We start from the raw sequence: 18,628 nt of genomic DNA, 5'->3' as shown, positions 1-18,628 counted from the left end.
TACTTATGATGGCTCCCATGATTTCATGGGAGCAACCAAAATTTCCAGCCATACGTATGGGTTAAGGAGTTTAGTGTGAAAAAATTGTTGTGTGCAGCGGGTGTGAGTATTGCTTTAGCAATGTCTGCGGGTGCTTATGCTGAGAAAATCGCTATCGTCAATGTTGGTGAAATTTTCCAAAATATGCCTGCGCGTGAAGCCGTTGCTAAACAGCTTGAAAGTGAATTCAAAAGTCGTGCTACTGAGTTACAAAATCTAGAAAAAGATTTGCAAACTCGTGTTGAAAAATTGCGCCGTGATGGTGCAACAATGAAACAAAGTGAGCGCGAAAAGCTTGAATCTGAACTCATGACTAAACGTGATCAATTTGCTGAAAAAGCTCAAAAATTTGAAGAAGACAACCGTCGTCGTCAAGGTGAAGAGCGTACTAAAATTTTAACTCGTATTCAGAACTCTATTAAGTCTGTTGCAGCTAAAGAAGGCTATGATGTCGTTATCGATGCAAATGCAGTTGCTTATGCAAAAGATAGCGTTGACATTACAAGTCAGGTTCAAAAACAGGTTAAATAATAGATGTCTTCAATTCGATTGGCTGACCTTGCTCAGCAGTTGAATGCGCAATTACACGGTGATGGTGATATTACCATCACCGGTATTGCTCCAATGCATTCAGCGAATAATCAACAGATTACTTTTCTATCTGATAGCCGTTATAGCGATAAATTGGCTGATTGCCAAGCTGCAGCGGTGGTTCTCACAGCAAAAGATCTCGAAGCCTGCAAAGTCGCAGCACTGGTTGTTGATAACCCGTATCTGGCTTATGCGAAAATGGCTCAAATTATGGATACAACGCCAAGTCCGGCTGAAGATATCCATGCATCAGCGGTCATTGCTGATGATGCAAAACTTGGTAAGAATGTCGCAATTGGCGCAAATGCGGTTATCGAAAGTGGTGTTGAGCTTGGCGATAATGTGGTGATTGGCGCAGGTTGTTTTGTGGGCAAAAATACGCGTATTGGTACAGGAACCCGTTTGTGGGCGAATGTCAGCGTATACCACAATGTTGAGATTGGCGAACACTGTTTGGTTCAATCTGGCACAGTAATTGGCTCTGATGGTTTCGGCTATGCGAATGATCGTGGTAATTGGATCAAAATTCCTCAATTAGGCACGGTGATCATCGGCGATCGTGTTGAGATCGGTGCGAGCACGACCATTGACCGCGGTGCTTTAGATAACACAGTGATTGGTAATGGGGTTATTATCGATAACCAGTGCCAAATTGCACATAATGTCATAATTGGTGATAATACCGCGGTTGCTGGTGGTGTTATCATGGCGGGTAGTTTAAAAATCGGCCGCTACTGTATGATTGGTGGTGCTAGTGTCATCAACGGCCATATGGAAATTTGCGATAAGGTCACAGTAACAGGAATGGGGATGGTCATGAGACCTATCACTGAACCGGGAGTATATTCTTCGGGGATCCCTTTACAGCCTAATAAATCTTGGCGTAAAACAGCTGCTTTAGTCTTAAATATCAATGAGATGAATAAGCGCCTGAAACATGTCGAGCGTGAATTAGATAGCCAAAATCAAAAAAATCAGTAATCATTTTGTAATTCAGGCTAAAATAGTTATCTGAGTTACGTTTTCCGGCCTGCCAGTTAACCTAATCTAAGGTTAAAGCAGGCCGATTCATTAATTAAACCGTATTAATAGACAGGAAGAGTATTTCGATGAGTGATAATCATACTCTGAATATAGAAGAAATCTTAGAACTGCTTCCACACCGTTACCCATTCCTTTTGGTTGACCGTGTATTAGATTTTGAAAAAGGCAAATCATTGCGTGCAGTGAAAAATGTGTCATTTAACGAGCCATTTTTCCAAGGGCACTTCCCAAGCAAACCCATTTTTCCTGGCGTATTAATTTTAGAAGCCATGGCACAAGCAACTGGGATCCTTGCGTTTAAAAGCGTTGGGAAATTAGAGCCTGGTGAGTTGTACTATTTTGCAGCGATAGACAATGCGCGTTTTAAACGTCCAGTTCTGCCTGGGGACCAAATGGTCTTAGAAGTTGAATTTATCAAAGAACGTCGCGGAGTTGCACGTTTTAAAGGTGTTGCTAAAGTTGATGGAGAAGTGGCCTGCGAAGCAGAAATGATGTGCGCCCGTCGCCGTGAGGTCTGATATGATTGATAATACAGCCTATATTCATCCATCTTCTATCGTAGAAGATGGAGCTATCATCGGTGCCAATGTTCAAATTGGCCCTTTTTGCTATATTGGCGCGAATGTCGAAATTGGCGAAGGTACTGAGTTGAAATCTCATGTTGTCGTTAATGGTCATACAAAAATAGGCCGTGACAATGTGATTTTCCAGTTCGCTTCCATCGGTGAAATTAACCAAGATCTTAAATACCAAGGTGAACCAACGCGAGTTGAAATCGGGGATAGAAACCGTATTCGCGAAAGCGTCACTATTCACCGTGGTACCGTTCAAGATGTTGGCCTGACAAAAGTGGGCAACGACAATTTACTGATGGTGAATGTGCACATTGCCCATGATTGTATCATTGGAAACCGTTGTATTATTGCAAATAACGGTACGCTAGGTGGCCATGTAACATTGGGTGATTATGCCATTATTGGTGGTATGACCGCAGTTCACCAATTTTGCAAAATTGGTGCTCATGTCATGGTTGGTGGTTGTTCTGGTGTTGCACAAGACGTGCCGCCTTATGTCATTGCACAAGGTAACCACGCGACACCATTTGGTTTAAATCTTGAAGGTTTAAAACGCCGTGGTTTTGAAAAAGAATCACTGCATGCTATCCGTAATGCATACAAGGTGTTGTATCGTTCAGGCAAATCGTTAGAAGAAGCCCGTGAAGAGATCGCAGAAATGGCAAAAGCCAATGAACACGTTAAAGTGTTTAGTGATTTCTTAGAGGATTCAGCGCAGTCTAAACGTGGTATTATTCGTTAATCTAGCATTAATGAATCGAGGCCTTTAATAAGGAGCGAATTTCGGTGAATAATAGCCGCCCACTTACTATTGGCCTTGTTGCCGGAGAAACATCTGGCGATATTCTCGGTGCAGGGCTTATCCGTGCACTTAAAGAACAAATACCGAATGCTCGCTTTGTTGGTGTCGCTGGCCCTTTAATGCAAGCCGAGGGTTGCGAAGCTTGGTATGAAATGGAAGAGCTTGCTGTCATGGGCATTGTTGAAGTCCTTGGCCGCCTGCCTAGGTTATTATCCATCCGTAAGGATTTAACCCAGCGTTTTACCGAACTGCAACCCGATGTTTTTGTTGGAATTGATGCCCCTGATTTTAATATTACCTTAGAAGGTCGTTTAAAATCGAAAGGTATCAAAACTATTCATTACGTTAGCCCATCAGTTTGGGCGTGGCGCCAAAAGCGGGTATTTAAAATTGGTCGTTCAACGGATTTAGTATTAGCTTTCTTACCTTTTGAAAAAGCATTTTACGATCGTTTTAATGTTCCTTGCCGTTTTATCGGGCACACAATGGCCGATGCCATTCCATTACACCCTGATAAACAAGCCGCTCGACATCGGCTGAATATTCCTGAGCATGTCAAATGTTTAGCTTTACTGCCGGGAAGTCGTCATTCAGAAGTCGAAATGCTAAGCGCAGATTTTCTCAATACAGCGAAAATATTACAGCGTAATATCCCAGATTTACATATTGTGGTGCCGCTGGTGAATGAAAAACGCCGCCAGCAGTTTGATGAGATAAAACAAAATACTACGCCTGAACTGCAAATTCATATTTTAGATGGTCAAGCACGTGATGCGATGATTGCAGCGGACGCGACGTTATTAGCATCGGGAACGGCGGCACTCGAGTGCATGTTAACAAAATGCCCAATGGTGGTGGGGTATCGTATGAAACCTTTCACTTTTTGGTTAGCAAAACGATTAGTAAAAACGCCGTATGTTTCTTTGCCTAATTTATTAGCAGAAAAAGAGATTGTTAAAGAGTTACTCCAAGAGGAGTGTCAGCCTGATAAACTCGCACAGCAGTTGCTTCCACTCCTAGAAGGTGGCGAGCAGGTTGAAAACCTGAAAGAAACTTTTTTACAATTACATCAGCTTATTTGTTGTGATGCAGATAAACAAGCGGCTGAAGCAGTATTAGAGATGGTCAAAAATTAATGGAATTTATCTATCCAAAAGCAAATTTAATTGCTGGTGTTGATGAAGTGGGTCGAGGCCCCTTAGTTGGAGCTGTAGTAACGGCAGCGGTGATCCTTGATCCCAATAAGCCAATTATAGGGCTGGCAGACTCAAAAAAACTCACCGAAAAAAAACGTGAGAAATTATTTGATGAAATTCAGGAAAAAGCGCTGTGTTGGTGCATTGGCCGCGCAGAGCCAGAAGAAATTGATAATATAAATATATTACACGCAACCATGTTAGCGATGCAGCGCGCTGTTGCGGGTTTATCCATTGTTCCTGAGTATGTTCTCATTGATGGCAACCGTTGCCCTGAGTTACCAATGCCTTCACAGGCAGTAATTAAAGGCGACAGTCTAGTACAAGAAATTAGCGCAGCATCCATTTTAGCTAAAGTGATTAGAGATAGGGAAATGGTCGAGTTAGACAAAGCTTTCCCTGAGTATGGCTTTGCGAAGCATAAAGGCTACCCAACGGCTTATCATTTAGAAAAATTGGCGCAGCATGGCGCAACCGAATTCCATCGTAAAAGCTTTGCTCCTGTGAGAAAAGCTTTAGACAGCAATAAGTAGGTATTAGGTCGATGGCATCACCTCGTTTTATTCATTTACGCGTCCACAGTGACTATTCCATGATTGATGGGCTAGCCAAAACGGGGCCACTGGTTAAAAAAGTGGCTTCGATGGGCATGCCTGCATTTGCGATCACCGATTTTACTAACCTTTGTGGGTTAGTCCGGTTTTATGGTGCAGCGCATGGGGCGGGGATCAAGCCAATTATTGGTGCTGATTTTTATGTGGAAAGTGAATTATTAGGTGATGAAATATCTCACTTAACTGTTTTGGCACGTAATAATGAAGGTTATCAAAACCTTACCCTACTGATTTCTGAAGCATATCAAAAAGGTTATGGTGCAGTTGGGCCAACCATAAAACGTGAATGGTTAGCCAAGCATAAAGACGGCTTGATTCTACTGTCCGGTGGTCGTAAAGGGGATGTCGGGCAATTGCTATTAAGGGGGAATCAAGCCTTAGTGGATGAGTGCCTTGCATTCTATGAAACCCATTTTCCAGATAGCTACTATTTAGAATTGGTTAGAACAGGGCGGCCTGATGAAGAAAGTTATCTACATGCGGCTGTCGAGTTAGCGACTAAAAAAGGCCTACCTGTCGTTGCAACGAATGATGTTTGTTTCATTGAAAGTAGTGATTTTGACGCTCATGAAATACGTGTTGCTATTCATGATGGTTTTACATTAGCCGATCCCAAAAGGCCTAAAAATTATAGCCCTCAGCAATATTTACGTTCCGAAGAAGAGATGTGTGAGCTGTTTGCTGACATCCCTGAAGCGCTAGAAAACAGTGTAGAAATTGCTAAGCGTTGTAATGTGACGATCCGTTTAGGTGAATACTTCTTACCTCAATTCCCGACAGGGGATATGAAAACAGAAGACTTTTTAGTTATGCGCTCTAAAGAAGGGCTCGAAGAGCGTTTAGAATTTCTGTTTCCTGATGAAAAAGTCAGGGCAGAAAAACGTCCTGAGTACGATGAACGTTTAGAGATCGAACTCAACGTAATCAACCAAATGGGTTTCCCCGGCTACTTCTTGATCGTTATGGAGTTTATCCAATGGTCGAAGGATAATGGCGTACCCGTTGGGCCAGGAAGAGGCTCCGGGGCGGGTTCCCTTGTTGCTTATGCATTAAAAATTACCGACCTTGACCCACTGGAATTTGATTTACTGTTTGAGCGTTTCTTGAATCCTGAGCGTGTTTCCATGCCTGACTTTGACGTCGATTTCTGCATGGAAAAACGAGACCAAGTGATTGATCACGTGGCTCAAATGTATGGCCGTGAGGCAGTTTCTCAAATCATTACCTTTGGTACGATGGCGGCAAAAGCGGTGATCCGAGATGTTGGTCGTGTACTCGGGCACCCATATGGTTTTGTGGATAGAATTTCGAAATTAGTGCCGCCAGATCCCGGTATGACACTGGAAAAAGCGTTCGAAGCAGAACCTCAGCTCCCTGAAATTTATGAGGCTGATGAAGAGGTTAAAGCGCTTATCGATATGGCGCGTAAACTCGAAGGTGTCACACGAAATGCCGGTAAACATGCGGGTGGTGTGGTTATCGCGCCAACTAAAATTACGGACTTTGCCCCACTGTATTGCGATGCGGAAGGCAATAACCCCGTCACACAATTCGATAAAAACGATGTTGAGTATGCAGGGTTAGTTAAGTTTGACTTCCTCGGCTTACGGACGTTGACGATTATTAACTGGGCGTTGGAAATGATCAACGCGCGTCGCGCTAAGAAAAACTTAGAGCCGATTGATATTGCTGCTATTCCGCTACACGATCAAAAAAGTTTTGATATGCTGCAGCGCTCAGAAACCACAGCAGTATTCCAGTTAGAATCACGAGGAATGAAGGACTTAATTAAGCGATTACGTCCTGACTGCTTCGAGGATATGATCGCACTGGTAGCATTGTTCCGTCCAGGGCCACTGCAGTCAGGCATGGTAGATAACTTTATTGACCGTAAGCATGGTCGTGAAGAAATATCGTACCCAGATGTACAATGGCAACATGAATCATTAAAACCTGTTCTAGAGCCCACATATGGTATTATTTTATACCAAGAACAGGTTATGCAGATTGCTCAGGTTTTAGCCGGATACACGCTTGGCGGTGCAGATATGCTGCGTCGTGCGATGGGGAAAAAGAAACCTGAAGAGATGGCCAAACAACGGTCTGTTTTTGAAGAGGGATCAATCAAAAACGGGGTTGATGGCGAGCTATCGATGAAAATCTTTGACTTGGTAGAGAAATTTGCCGGTTATGGGTTTAACAAATCTCACTCAGCAGCATATGCATTAGTTTCATACCAAACACTGTGGCTCAAAGCCCACTATCCCGCTGAATTTATGGCTGCAGTCATGACCGCAGATATGGATAACACCGAAAAAGTGGTCGGTTTAGTTGATGAATGTTGGCGAATGGGCTTAAAAGTATTGCCGCCAGATATCAATAGTGGGCTTTATCACTTCCATGTGAATGATGAAGGTGAGATAGTTTACGGTATCGGTGCAATCAAAGGGGTCGGTGAAGGTCCGATTGAAGCGATTGTTGAAGCGCGTCAACAAGGCGGCATATTTAAAGAGATTTTTGACCTCTGTGCACGAGTTGATATTAAAAAAATTAACCGTCGTGTGATGGAAAAGCTTATCATGGCAGGGGCATTTGACCGATTAGGCCCTCACCGTGCAGCATTGATGTCTTCCCTTGAAGATGCGTTAAAAGCGGCTGATCAACACGCTAAAGCAGAGGCAATAGGCCAAGCAGATATGTTTGGTGTCTTAGCTGAAGCACCCGAACAAGTTGAAAGTTCATATGCAAGCGTACCTAAATGGCCAGAGCAGGTGGTATTGGATGGTGAACGCGAGACGCTTGGTTTATATTTAACAGGGCATCCAATAACGCGATACTTGAGCGAAATAGAGCGTTATACTAACGGGCTTAGATTAAAAGATGTGAACCCCACCCCTCGTGGTCAAGTGACAACTGTGGTAGGTTTAGTACTTTCAGCTAAAGTGATTACAACCAAGCGTGGAAATAGAATTGGTATTTGTACGCTTGATGATCGTTCCGGTCGTCTGGATATTATGTTATTTTCAGATGCGCTCGATAAATACCAACATATGTTGGAAAAAGACAATATCCTGATAGCCACCGGTCAGGTCAGCTTTGATGATTTCAATGGTGGTAATAAAATGACAGTGCGTGAGTTAATGGATATTAGTGAAGCAAGGGAAAAATATGCTCGAGGACTTGCAATTTCACTGTCAGATAAACAAATTAACGATCAATTGCTGAACCGGCTTCGTAGCACTCTTGAACCTCATCGTTCAGGAACGATCCCGGTTCATCTGTATTACCAGAAGGATGATGCCAGAGCCAAGCTTAAATTTGGTGTTGTTTGGCGTGTGACGCCAGTGGATCCCCTTCTGAACGATCTTCGAACTCTGCTGGGTAGTGAGCAGGTAGAATTAGAATTTGACTAAAATAGGAATATTATGAGTCTGGATTTTCTTGATTTTGAACAGCCAATCGCAGAATTAGAGGCGAAAATTGATTCTCTAACAGCGGTTAGCCGTCAAGATAACAACTTAGAAGTCAACCTAGATGAAGAGGTTGCTCGTTTACGTGAAAAAAGTGTTGAACTGACACGTAAAATTTTCTCTGATCTAGGAGCTTGGCAAATCGCTAAACTCGCTCGTCACCCACGTCGTCCATATACGTTGGATTATATTTCTCGCATATTTACTGATTTCCAAGAATTAGCGGGTGATCGTGCTTATGCAGATGATAAAGCCATTGTCGGTGGAATGGCGCGTTTAGATGGTCGCCCAGTCATGATTATTGGGCATCAGAAAGGGCGTGAGACAAAAGAAAAAATCCGTCGTAATTTTGGTATGCCAGCCCCAGAAGGTTACCGTAAGGCATTGCGTCTGATGGAACTGGCTGAGCGTTTTAACTTGCCTATTATTACCTTTATTGACACTCCAGGTGCTTATCCGGGCGTTGGTGCTGAAGAGCGCGGCCAGTCAGAAGCTATCGCACGTAATTTACGTGAAATGTCACGTTTATCAGTCCCTGTCATCTGTACCGTTATTGGTGAAGGTGGCTCTGGTGGTGCACTTGCCATCGGTGTGGGTGATAAAGTCAATATGCTGCAATACAGTACTTATTCTGTTATTTCACCAGAAGGCTGTGCTTCTATTTTATGGAAAAGTGCAGATAAAGCACCATTAGCAGCAGAGGCGATGGGGATTACTGCTCCACGTCTTAAAGAACTGAAATTAATTGATAATGTTATTCCTGAGCCATTAGGCGGTGCACATCGTAATTATGATGAAATCGCAGAACAGCTAAAAGCACGCCTGACTGAGGATTTAAATGAATTAGAAGTATTAGATGCCGAAGCGTTGAAAAACCGTCGCTATCAGCGCCTGATGGACTATGGTTATTGTTGATCATTAACCGCTAATCGTTAATAAAAAACGGGAGTTTGCTTTTTGCTAGCTCCCGTTTTTTATTCAAGCTATTTATTTTAATTATCCATCTGCTGAAAATAACAATAGATAGGGGCTAGGGTGCGACAATATAATTATTTGCTATATGCTTTTACTTGCGTATTGATATGGAGCTTTATTCCTATTGTCTCTCGTTTTGGGCAAGAAGGCATGGATAGCTTCCAATTCCTTTTCTGGTCGAACTTAATTTCAGCGATATCTGTGATTATTGTTGCACTTGCTTCAGGGTATAGACTGGCAAAATTGTTTATCTTACCAAGAGATGTACTAGTTAAAGTCTTTGTTCTTGGTTTTCTTGATTGTTTATTCTATTTGTTACTGTACTACGGCTATTCCATTGAAAATGGTATCGCCGTATTGGTCATTCAATATAGTTGGCCATTAGTTATTATCTTGTTATCAGTGGTATTGCTAAAAGACAAATTAGCGGGAAGACAAGTAGTTGGTATCATCATTGGTTTTATTGCAGTAATTATTACTTTTACCAAAGGGCAAATTACACAACTTTATGTTGAAAATCCAACAGCATTATTACTGGTTTTTAGTGGTGCATTTTGCTTTGCACTAATGTCAGTTTTTTCTCGCCAATATTCGATAGACCCCTATATTAGTACTGTGTGGTTATTTATTTTTTCAACGCTGGTTTCTTTTGTTTTACTGATATTATTTAGTGAGATGCGATTACCATCAAAAACGACTTTTTGGCCAACATTGGTTAATGGCATTTTAATCAATGGGGTGTCTTATATTTTGTGGTTCAAGGCGATGAATACAGGGCATTCGGCTAAAATTGCATCAGTGGTGTTTTTATCTCCCGTATTATCAGTGTTTTGGTTGGTCTTGATATTAAATGATGCTTTTGAAGCCGCTTATGTTGCAGGGGTATTACTAGTAATTATTTCTGGTATTTTGTGTGTTGGTACAAAAAAACATGGTCAAAAATTATGAGAAGGGCGAATAAATGATACAGCATTCGCAAGTCATTGTTGAACGGGTTCTCAATAAAATAAATGGTATTCAAAAAATTCTAGTGGGATTTAGTGGCGGTATTGATTCAACTGTTTTATTACATGCGCTTTATCTTATTCGTCAACAGCAACTCCCTTCACTAGAAATTCGCGCTATTCATGTTCACCATGGGTTGAATAGTAAAGCAAATGAATGGGAGCAGCACTGTACTCAATTATGTTTACAGTGGGACATTCCTTTCATTTGCAGACATGTAGTGGTTGACTCGAGCCAAAAAGGAATTGAAGCTGCGGCACGAGATGCTCGTTATCAGGCTTACCGAGAAGAATTACAAGGTGGTGAGGTGTTAGTCACAGCTCAACACCTTGATGACCAAGCAGAAACTTTCATGTTAGCGTTAAAGCGTGGCAGTGGGCCTGCTGGGTTATCTTCAATGCCTGAATTATTAGCTTTTACAGCGTGTAGTGGCTCAACATGGTTGTTACGTCCATTACTTACAACGCCTCGCATAGCGCTAGAAGCTTATATGCAAGAGCAGAAATTATCGTGGGTTGAAGACGATAGTAACCAAGATGACCGTTATGATAGAAATTTTTTGCGATTGAATATCATGCCCATTTTGGTTGAGCGCTGGCCTCACTTTTCCAGTGCAGTGGCCCGTAGTGCAGCGCTATGTGCGGAGCAAGAAAGCTTACTCGATGAATTATTAAAAGATACCCTTGAAAACATGATGGACTATCGAGGTGGGCTATTTATTGATGACCTGAAAACCTGCTCATCATCAAAGCGCAATGCACTCATCCGTCGCTGGGTTGGGTTGCACCAGTTACCAATGCCGCCATTTAACCAATTGGAACGAATTTGGCAAGAAGTGGCGTTAGCTCGGCAAGACGCTGACCCTATTTGCCAGTTAGGGCAATTTGAAATTCGTCGTTATCAAGGCGCATTGTGGGTTGTTAAGCGTATTAATAGCTTAGTAAATCAACAGTTTGAATGGAATTTCCCTGATGTCTTTGAATTGCCTGGATCTTTAGGAATTTTACAGATTATGGAAGGTGAGGGGCAAATACGTCCGCCCAAACCAGATGAAATTGTGACAATTCGTTTTGGGCTGCAAGGCACGCTAAACATTGTAGGGCGTCATCGTTCCAGAAGCAGTAAGAAGATCTGGCAAGAATTAGGCGTAGCTCCATGGATGAGAGAAAGAGTGCCATTAATTTATTATAACGACCAGCTCATTACCGCAGTAGGGTGCTTTATTACCCCTGAAGGGCTAGTTGATGAAGCGTCTCTGGGTATTGCCATCGATTGGCAAAAAGAGGGTGAATTTAAGATGTTGAACTAATGAGAAGCCCCTTATGACTGTGATTACCATAAGGGGCTATAGAAGGACTCAAAATCGTGAGTATTAGTGAGAGTGGTCGACAACAATCGTGCCGATTTCTGGATGACTGAAGGAAATTATGCAATCCAATCTTAACTCCTTGGTTCCTTCATGTGTTTCAACAATCAGGTACTCAACTTTTTTTCGTAGGAGTAAATCACTGGCCTGCCCCTCAATATTCATGCCGTCATTAAGTGCTATTTGCAACTTTAGCTGACGTTGGCATGCGATTTCTAGATATTCGTAATCATCACAATTGATAGGTTGATATTCAGTATCTGTAGACATATTCCCTCACCACTGTGTTAGTGGCGGTTATTGCCGCCTTGAACATGTTGTACCAAGCAGAAATGTGCTTAATACGATAATAGCACAGTAACTTTAATAACTATAATCACAGCGAAGGGAAAAAGACAATTCTTATTCACCAAATCAATGCATGACGTATTTTATCAGTAATGTCCGAATTTTCTTAGGTATGCCATATTTTTATTAGATGAAATGCTATGATGTTTACATTGGTTAATAAGTCAAAATCCACGGTTTTAAGGGAATTATAATGAAAAAATCACTAATGTTAGTCTTAATGGTGACTGGAAGCATTACGTTAGCTGGTTGCCAGAGTGCGACAAAAAATACCGATACAGCACCAGTCGATAAAGTGTATACAGGGGTTTTACCTTGCGCTGATTGCTCTGGTATTGAGGCAACATTGTTAGTTAACCAAGATGGTAGTTATGTTGAGCAACTCGTTTATTTAGGAACCCGAGATGGCGATACTGCTTTCCATGATACTGGTAAATGGGATATAGAAAATAACAAATTACGTGCAACTAATCCTAAAGGTGAAAGTACTTATTTTGCCCAATCGGCAGATGGCCAATCAGTGACCTTACTGGATTTAGAAGGTAATCCGATTGAAACACAGATGAATTATACACTAGACCAAGTTAAGCCAAGTAAAAAAGTGGGGCAGTACCGCTATATGGCAGATGCAGCTGTTTTCAAAGAGTGCGATAGTGGTCGCCAATACGCTGTTTCTGGTATTGAATTAGAAAAAGCATATGGTGAAACGGGGGTAGATGGTGGTACACCTGTCTACGCTGAAATTGAAGGTTATTATACAATCCGCCCTTCAATGGAAGATGGCCAGTTTGATGCTGCTTTAGTACCAACAGGTGCAATTAAATTCGACAAAACGGCTTCTTGTAACTAATTTATTTAAAAACCTATTAAACTTGCGGCCAAACATCATATGTTTGGCCTCAGCCTGAGACCCACTTCTGTTGAAGTGGGTCTTTTTTGTTTCAGGTTTCCTAAATTATCAACTAAAACCTCGTATTACCTAATTCTCATTCATTTTTATCATTATTTGATATCAGTATAACTTTTTTATTGACGCAAAATATTTATATAAATGTGAAGGTCGTCATGGCTATTGGTCAATAGGAGACAATTGTTAGCTAGTTTGAATTATCGGAAATGCAGGGAAGGCAGTATACTCCATTCAACTAGAGATAATTATTTCCTTTAGTGTGCAAGGTTTGATTACATGATAAGTCTATAAGGAAATTTATAAGTCACAGCGGTAATGAAAAATAGAACGAATCAAAGGATAAGGAATGAATAAGAAAAATATTTATCTATTTTGTTCTGCAGGAATGTCTACCTCACTGCTAGTTAACAAAATGAGACAGCAAGCAGAAAAATACGATGTACCTGTCAATATAGAAGCCTTCCCTGAAAGCTTAGCTTCAGAAAAAGGTGTAGATGCGGATGTCATATTGCTGGGCCCGCAAATTGCATGGATGTTATCTGATATTCAGAAATTATTGCCTAATAAGCCAGTTGAAGTTATTGATTCACTTTTATACGGAAAAGTGGATGGGCTTGGTGTACTAAAAGCCGCTGTTGCAATTATAAGAAAACAGACAGCAAGCTAATACCCACAGCTATTTACTACCTCTACAACATAATAACTCCATCAACATTAACGCTATTAATATAACGTAATGAGTTAAGAATGGAGCACACTCAAAAAATTGAGGGTATTTTTATGAGTCTTTTTATCACTTCGCTTGAAAAGGTACTCCTTCCATTCGCGGTTAGATTGGGAAAGCAACCTCATGTTAATGCAATAAAGAATGGTTTTATTCGAATTATGCCTCTGACCTTAGTTGGGGCAATGTTTGTGTTAATTAATAATGTTTTTCTGAGTTTTGATACAGGGTCATTTTTCTATTCTTTGGGGGTTAGACTAGAGCCTTCAACGATAGAAACACTAAATGGTTTTAAAGCCATTGGTGGAAACGTTTATAACGGGACATTGGGAATTATGTCCTTAATGGCCCCTTTCTTTATTGCAATGGCACTTGCGGAAGAGCGCAAGGTTGATCCACTTGCTGCTGGTTTGTTGGCTGTTGCTTCTTTTATGACAGTCACACCATATGACGTCAATGGTGCTTATGCCGTTGGTGCTAATTGGCTCGGTGGGGCAAATATCATTTCAGGGATCATTCTAGGGCTAGTCGTTGCTGAAATGTTCACTTTTATTGTTCGCCGTAATTGGGTGATTAGATTACCAGATAGTGTACCGCCATCCGTATCTCGCTCATTTTCTGCACTTATTCCTGGTTTTATTATCTTATCGATTATGGGAATTGTGTCGTGGGCACTAAGTGGTATTAGTAGTAATTTCCATCAAATCATTATGGACACAGTATCCACACCACTTGCCTCTATGGGGAATGTTGTTGGCTGGGCATATGTTGTATTTACCTCTCTATTATGGTTCTTTGGTATTCACGGCTCTCTCGCATTAACCGCATTAGACAGTGGAATAATGACTCCGTGGGCATTAGAAAACGTGTCTTTATATGCAGAGTATGGTTCAGTTGACGCTGCGATTGCTGCGGGTAAATCTTTCCATATGTGGGCAAAACCGATGCTTGATTCCTATGTATTCTTAGGTGGAACCGGGGCTACATTAGGATTAATTATTGCTATCTTTATTGCATCTCGTCGTGCCGATCATCGCCAGGTTGCGAAATTAGCATTACCAGCAGGTATTTTCCAAATTAATGAGCCGATTATCTTTGGTCTGCCGATCATTATGAACCCAGTAATGTTTATTCCATTTATTCTTATTCAGCCTCTATTAGCAGGAATAATGGTTGCAGCTTATTATTTAGGGATTATCCCACCAGTGACGAATATCGCACCATGGACAATGCCAACAGGGCTAGCTGCATTCTTCAATACTAATGGTAGTATCGCTGCCTTATTACTTGCATTATTTAACCTTGGTGTGGCGGTACTCGTTTATCTTCCATTCGTTGTGATTTCGAATAAAGCACAAAACACAATCGATGAAGAAGAAAGTGAAGAAGATATTGCTAACGCACTGAAGTTTTAAAATAGGGAGGAGCGTGCTCCTCCCATTAAAAAGAGATAAAAATATGTTTGAACTTAATGATATCCAAGACGATACCACTACAGATGAACTTGAAGAAGTTGTCATGGGACTGATTATTAATGCAGGACAAGCAAGAAGCTTAGCTTATACCGCATTAAAAAAGGCGAAAGAAGGTGATTTTGCGACAGCAAAAAGTTTAATGGAGCAATCGCACTCTTCGCTGAATGAGGCGCATAAAGTGCAAACTCAATTGATTGAAAGTGATATGGGGGAGGGGCGGATCAAAGTTAGTTTAGTTCTGGTTCATGCACAAGATCATTTAATGAATGCCATGTTAGCCCGTGAATTAATTACAGAGTTAATTGAGTTACATGAAAAATTAAACCATTAGAGAGGGAGCCATGATGCAGGCACTGATGAATAGAACCGACACTAATGCTGAAGTTAAACTAGTTCAAGAAAGTGAGCTTTTTAATAATAAAACCTTTCATGTCTTTATTTATAATAAAGTTGAGAGTGCAAGTGGACTGCATCAACATGATTATTATGAGTATATGATCGTATTAACGGGTCGTTGTTATCAAATAATTAATGGAAAAAAAGTTTTATTAGAGCGAGGTGATTTTATTTTTCTTCCGATAGGCTCTTATCACGAAAGCTCTTATGATTTTGGGCCAACACGAATATTGAATGTAGGTATTAGCAAATCATTTTTTGATAAACATTATTTACCACTATTACCAAGTTGTTTTGTTGCATCACAAGGCTATCAATTGAAAAATGAATTTATGGCTTATATAGAGTCTGTGATCGCATCGTTAAATTTTCGCGACAGTGAATTTAATGAATTTATTGAATTAGTTACATTTAATGTGGTAAATCGATTGCGTCATTATCGTGAAAAAAGTATGCGAGATGATGCACCTCAGTGGCTAAAAAGTACATTGGAAGAAATGCATGATATCGCTATGTTTAGTGAAAGTGCTCTACAAAATATGATCTCTATAACGGGGAAATCACAAGAATACTTAACCCGAGCAACAAAACGTTATTATGGCAAAACGCCAATGCAGATTATTAATGATATCAGAATTAATTTTGCTAAAAAGCAACTTGAAATAACTAACTATTCAATTACAGATATTGCTTTTGAATCAGGTTATAGCAGTCCAAGTTTATTTGTGAAAAAATTTAAAGAGCTAACTTCATTAACACCGAGTGATTACCGAAAAAATCTATTTAGTGTTGAACAAAAAATGGTAGGTTAAATTATTACCTAAATAAGCTTTCCATTTCTAAAAATCTCTAGCATATCCATCTTTTTTATAAAGATGGTGTGCTTTTCTATGTCTATTATAAAGGTACAATGAGGTTAATATGACTCAGAAACAGAAATTAAAAGTTGTCACTATTGGAGGGGGGAGTAGCTACACTCCTGAATTGCTAGAAGGTTTTATTAAACGCTACCATGAATTACCTATTACTGAATTGTGGTTAGTGGATGTTGAAGAAGGTAAAGAAAAATTAGATATTATCTATAATTTATGCGAGCGAATGGTTAAACATGCCAATATACCACTCAAAATATTTAAAACGCTTGATAGGCGAGAAGCATTAAAAGACGCTGATTTTGTCACAACTCAATTAAGAGTTGGGCAATTAAAAGCACGTGAATTAGATGAATCAATCCCCTTAAAACATGGTTATTTAGGACAAGAAACGAATGGAGCTGGTGGTTTATTTAAAGGGCTACGAACTATACCTGTGATTTTTGACATTATTAAAGATGTCGAAGAGATCTGCCCTAACGCATGGGTGATTAATTTTACCAACCCAGCAGGGATGGTAACTGAAGCGGTATATCGCCATACCAACTTCAAACGTTTTATTGGTGTTTGTAATATCCCAATCGGTATGAAAATGTTTATTACCGATGTTTTAAAATTATCTAATAGCGATGAGTTATCTATCGATTTATTTGGTTTAAACCATATGGTTTTTATCAAAGATGTTATTGTAAATGGTTCATCGCGATTTAATGAATTATTAGAGGGTATTGCCTCTGGAACGTTAAGTGCAAATTCAGTTAAAAACATTACTGATCTTGCTTTTGACGAAGGCCTAATTCGTGGATTAAATCTGATCCCATGCTCCTACTTATTGTATTACTTTAAACCTAAGGAGATGCTAGCAATTGAGCTTGGCGAATATTATAAAGGTGGCGCTAGGGCACAAATTGTCCAAAAAGTTGAACATCAACTCTTTGAACTATACAAAAACCCAACATTAGATGTAAAACCTAAAGAGCTTGAATTAAGAGGTGGAGCTTATTATTCAGATGCGGCTTGTGAAGTCATCAATGCGATATACAATGACAAACAAACTGAGCACTACGTTAATATTCCACATCATGGACATATCGATAATATCCCTGAAGACTGGACAGTCGAAATGACATGTATATTAGGCCGTGATGGTGCAAAACCGCACCCACGTGTAAAACACTTTGATGATAAAGTCCTTGGCTTAATTTATACCTTAAAAAATTTTGAAATTACCACTAGCCAAGCCGCAGTAAATGGCCAGTTTAATGATGTATTATTGGCGATGAATTTGAACCCATTAATTCACTCTGATAACGATGCGCGTTTAATTTCTAAGGAATTACTTATCGCTCATAAAAAATATCTACCGAACTTTGCTAAAGCAATACAACAGCTTGAGCAAGAAGGTTAATAAGCTAATAGCTTATAGTGTTAAGGGAGAGCATATGGCTATATTACTTATTGTGAATGCCGATGATTTTGGACTCTGTGAAGCGGTTAATTACGGCATTATCGAATCTCATCGTAATGGGGTTGTTCATTCAACAAGCGCGATGATGAATATGCCCGCAATATCCCATGCAGCTAAATTAAGCCAAGAAAATCCGAATCTAGCTGTGGGTATGCATTTTGTTTTAACGGCTGGGAAGCCTTTCTCATCAATGCCGACACTCAGCCGTGATGGAATGTTGGGTAAATGGCTTTGGGATATTGATATTAATGACTTACCATTGGTTGAAATTGAACAAGAACTAAATCAGCAATATCAAAAATTTATCGAAATTTTTGGTCGAAAACCGAGCCATATTGATAGCCATCATCATGTTCATATGATTGAGGGTATTTTTCCAATTGTTGTAGCTTTCGCCCAAAACAAGGGTGTTGCGTTACGAGTTGACCGCCAATTAGAGAAAAATTGGCCGCCATTATCATATCAAGTGGCAAGCACTGATTGTTTCAGTAGTGAGTTTTATGGTGATGAAATTTCAGAAGCGTTGTTTTTGAATATTATTAATGAAGCTAAAGCGCAAGGGAATAACTCTATTGAAGTTATGAGTCATCCTGCTTTTATTGATAATGCACTACTAAAAAGTAACTATGCTTATCCACGTTTAAATGAATTGGAAGTATTAACATCTGAGAGTTTAAAATCACAGATTTTGGCGCATGGTTTTAAGATTGGTTCGTATCGCGATATTTAAAGAAAAAGCCCAAATTCAATGAAATAAC

At 40.2% G+C, this 18,628-nt stretch carries 18 protein-coding genes; 17 read left to right on the top strand and 1 reads right to left on the bottom strand.

The features are described 5' to 3' along the window. Window positions 1–75 precede the first annotated feature (75 nt). From skp to tilS, 10 genes are all read left to right on the top strand, one after another. A complete protein-coding gene (gene skp, locus CYG50_RS14745; RefSeq protein ID WP_004908780.1) occupies window positions 76–570 on the top strand; it encodes a molecular chaperone Skp in 495 nt (164 codons plus the stop codon). A 3-nt stretch (window positions 571–573) separates the two neighbouring features. Then, window positions 574–1,611, top strand: coding sequence for a UDP-3-O-(3-hydroxymyristoyl)glucosamine N-acyltransferase (lpxD, locus tag CYG50_RS14740; RefSeq protein ID WP_102139930.1), 1,038 nt, complete (start codon window positions 574–576; stop codon window positions 1,609–1,611). Window positions 1,612–1,739: 128 nt separating this feature from the next. Then, entirely contained in the window at window positions 1,740–2,192 is a 453-nt protein-coding gene (fabZ, locus tag CYG50_RS14735) for a 3-hydroxyacyl-ACP dehydratase FabZ (RefSeq protein ID WP_004257450.1), read from the top strand. A gap of 1 nt (window position 2,193) precedes the next feature. Continuing rightward, a complete protein-coding gene (gene lpxA / locus CYG50_RS14730; protein WP_102139929.1) occupies window positions 2,194–2,991 on the top strand; it encodes an acyl-ACP--UDP-N-acetylglucosamine O-acyltransferase in 798 nt (265 codons plus the stop codon). A 44-nt stretch (window positions 2,992–3,035) separates the two neighbouring features. After that, window positions 3,036–4,187 carry a lipid-A-disaccharide synthase gene (lpxB, locus tag CYG50_RS14725; RefSeq protein WP_168222864.1) on the top strand — a complete coding sequence of 384 codons (1,152 nt, stop codon included), beginning with the start codon at window positions 3,036–3,038 and terminating at the stop codon, window positions 4,185–4,187. After that, complete coding sequence (gene rnhB / locus CYG50_RS14720) at window positions 4,187–4,780, top strand: ribonuclease HII (RefSeq protein ID WP_102139927.1); 594 nt, start codon at window positions 4,187–4,189, stop codon at window positions 4,778–4,780. Before lpxB ends, rnhB begins: the two co-directional genes overlap by 1 nt. Window positions 4,781–4,791: 11 nt before the next feature. Further along, on the top strand, window positions 4,792–8,274 hold the full coding sequence (gene dnaE, locus CYG50_RS14715; RefSeq protein WP_102139926.1) for a DNA polymerase III subunit alpha: 3,483 nt from the start codon (window positions 4,792–4,794) through the stop codon (window positions 8,272–8,274). Between the two features lie 12 nt (window positions 8,275–8,286). Continuing rightward, entirely contained in the window at window positions 8,287–9,246 is a 960-nt protein-coding gene (gene accA, locus CYG50_RS14710) for an acetyl-CoA carboxylase carboxyl transferase subunit alpha (RefSeq protein WP_102139925.1), read from the top strand. A gap of 120 nt (window positions 9,247–9,366) precedes the next feature. Further along, a complete protein-coding gene (locus CYG50_RS14705) occupies window positions 9,367–10,254 on the top strand; it encodes a DMT family transporter (protein WP_102139924.1) in 888 nt (295 codons plus the stop codon). A gap of 13 nt (window positions 10,255–10,267) precedes the next feature. Then, a complete protein-coding gene (gene tilS / locus CYG50_RS14700) occupies window positions 10,268–11,620 on the top strand; it encodes a tRNA lysidine(34) synthetase TilS (protein ID WP_102139923.1) in 1,353 nt (450 codons plus the stop codon). Between the two features lie 63 nt (window positions 11,621–11,683). Here tilS and rof read toward each other — a convergent pair whose 3' ends face one another. Then, a complete protein-coding gene (rof, locus tag CYG50_RS14695) occupies window positions 11,684–11,947 on the bottom strand; it encodes a Rho-binding antiterminator (protein ID WP_102139922.1) in 264 nt (87 codons plus the stop codon). 271 nt (window positions 11,948–12,218) lie between these two features. On the opposite strand from rof, the gene CYG50_RS14690 reads away from it, so the two are divergent. From CYG50_RS14690 to chbG, 7 genes are all read left to right on the top strand, one after another. Next, complete coding sequence (locus CYG50_RS14690) at window positions 12,219–12,875, top strand: copper resistance protein NlpE N-terminal domain-containing protein (protein WP_102139921.1); 657 nt, start codon at window positions 12,219–12,221, stop codon at window positions 12,873–12,875. Between the two features lie 406 nt (window positions 12,876–13,281). After that, a complete protein-coding gene (locus CYG50_RS14685; RefSeq protein WP_102139920.1) occupies window positions 13,282–13,602 on the top strand; it encodes a PTS sugar transporter subunit IIB in 321 nt (106 codons plus the stop codon). A 113-nt stretch (window positions 13,603–13,715) separates the two neighbouring features. After that, entirely contained in the window at window positions 13,716–15,074 is a 1,359-nt protein-coding gene (gene chbC / locus CYG50_RS14680; protein WP_036957985.1) for a PTS N,N'-diacetylchitobiose transporter subunit IIC, read from the top strand. A 43-nt stretch (window positions 15,075–15,117) separates the two neighbouring features. Beyond that, window positions 15,118–15,465 (top strand): PTS N,N'-diacetylchitobiose transporter subunit IIA, encoded by a 348-nt coding sequence (chbA, locus tag CYG50_RS14675; protein WP_102139919.1) that lies wholly within the window; start codon window positions 15,118–15,120, stop codon window positions 15,463–15,465. A 10-nt stretch (window positions 15,466–15,475) separates the two neighbouring features. Continuing rightward, window positions 15,476–16,342 carry a transcriptional regulator ChbR gene (gene chbR, locus CYG50_RS14670; RefSeq protein WP_102139918.1) on the top strand — a complete coding sequence of 289 codons (867 nt, stop codon included), beginning with the start codon at window positions 15,476–15,478 and terminating at the stop codon, window positions 16,340–16,342. Between the two features lie 109 nt (window positions 16,343–16,451). Further along, window positions 16,452–17,810, top strand: a complete 1,359-nt coding sequence (locus tag CYG50_RS14665; protein ID WP_102139917.1) for a 6-phospho-beta-glucosidase — start codon at window positions 16,452–16,454, stop codon at window positions 17,808–17,810. A 34-nt stretch (window positions 17,811–17,844) separates the two neighbouring features. After that, entirely contained in the window at window positions 17,845–18,600 is a 756-nt protein-coding gene (chbG, locus tag CYG50_RS14660; RefSeq protein WP_102139916.1) for a chitin disaccharide deacetylase, read from the top strand. Window positions 18,601–18,628: the final 28 nt, after the last annotated feature.

Source organism: Providencia huaxiensis, assembly GCF_002843235.3.
GTDB classification, from domain to species: Bacteria; Pseudomonadota; Gammaproteobacteria; order Enterobacterales; family Enterobacteriaceae; genus Providencia; species Providencia huaxiensis.
This window is presented reverse-complemented; position numbering and strand designations above follow the sequence as displayed.